General features: G+C 67.0%; 1 protein-coding gene. It reads right to left on the reverse strand.

The genetic code is table 11. From position 1 onward, the window contains the following. Window positions 1-1352 (reverse strand): NADP-dependent isocitrate dehydrogenase (locus B4E30_RS03615; RefSeq protein WP_286793530.1); only part of this gene is annotated, 1352 nt, incomplete at its 3' end. Between the last annotated feature and the right edge of the window lie 310 nt (window positions 1353-1662).

Consider the following 1662-nt stretch of genomic DNA (forward strand, 5'->3'; position numbering starts at 1 on the left):
CCGGCGGCGACGGTGTGCTCGATGAGGACCGTCCCCTCCGAGTCGACGATCTGCACCACACCGGGAGCGGCGATCTCGAACGTCTTGTCGTGGCTTCCGTACTCCTCGGCCTTCTGCGCCATGAGCCCCACGTTGGGAACCGTGCCGATGGTCGCCGGGTCGAGGGGACCGTTCACGACGACGTCCTCGATCACGGCCTGATAGACGCCGGCGTACGACGAGTCGGGGATCACGGCGAGCGTGTCGGCCTCTCCCCCGTCGGCGCCCCACATCTTGCCGCCGTTGCGGATGAGCGCGGGCATCGACGCGTCGACGATCACGTCGCTCGGCACGTGCAGGTTGGTGATGCCCTTGTCGGAGTTGACGTATGACAGGCGCGGACCGGCCTGGAGCGCCGCGGTGATCTCTGCGGCGATGTCGGCACCGCCGTCGAGGCTCGCGAGCCCGGTGAGGATCGACCCGAGGCCGTTGTCGGGCGTGAGCCCCGCTGCGGTGAGCTTCTCGCCGTGGGTCGCGAACACATCCCGCAGGAAGGCCTTGACGACGTGGCCGAAGATGATCGGGTCGCTGACCTTCATCATCGTCGCCTTCAGGTGCACCGAGTAGAGCACGTCGTCGGCCTGGGCCTGCTTCAGGGTGTCGGCCAGGAAGGCATCGAGCGCTGCCGCCGACAGGAACGTCGCGTCGATGACCTCCCGCGGCAGCACCTTCAGGTCGCCCTTGAGGATCGTCGCGCCGCCGTCTTCGCCGATGTGGCGGATCGTCAGCGTGTCGTCGTGGGCGGCCACCCAGGACTTCTCGTTGCTCTTGAAGTCGTCGTGGCCCATGGTCGCCACGCGCGTCTTCGAGCCGGCCGGGAACGGCTTGTTGGTGTGCGGGTACTTGCGGGCGTAGTTCTTCACCGCCCCGGGAGCGCGACGGTCGCTGTTGCCCTCGCGCAGCACCGGGTTCACCGCGGAGCCCTTGATGCGGTCGTAGCGTGCGCGCACATCCTTGTCTTCGACCGTCTTCGGGTCGTCGGGATAGTCGGGGATGTCGTACCCCTGCGCCTGCAGCTCGGCGATGGCGGCCTTCAGCTGCGGGATCGACGCCGAGATGTTCGGCAGCTTGATGATGTTCGCCTCGGGGAGCGTGGCCAGCCCGCCGAGTTCGGCGAGCGCGTCTCCGACGTGCTGCGCGTCGGTGAGCTTCTGCGGGAAGGCGGCCAGGATGCGTCCGGCCAGCGAGATGTCGCGGGTCTCGACGTCGACACCCGCCTTGCCGGTGACGGCCTTGATGATCGGGAGGAACGACGCCGTGGCGAGAGCGGGAGCCTCGTCGGTGTACGTGTAGATGATGGTCGAGTCGGTCACCTGTTCGTCTTTCGCTCGGTTGTCGTTCCAGCCTAACGCAGGCACCTGTTTACCTTGACGTCAAGATAAATCGGTTGCGGCCCGTGACGGCATGCGTGTGTGGCGACGGGGTTACCGGCTAGCCTGTGCGTATGGCCGAGCTGCGACTTGTCGAACTGTCCGCCGCGACGATCGTCGCAGTCAACAACATGTCCCTCAAGCCCGGACAGGAGCAGTTCCTCGCTCCGGTGAGCTATGGGATCGCCGCGACGGTCGCGGATCCGCGCACATCCTGGCAGCGGGTCGTCCTCGACGCGAACGAGGTCGTCGG

This window comes from Microbacterium sp. UBA3394 (genome assembly GCF_002358725.1).
Classification (GTDB): domain Bacteria; phylum Actinomycetota; class Actinomycetes; order Actinomycetales; family Microbacteriaceae; genus Microbacterium; species Microbacterium luteum.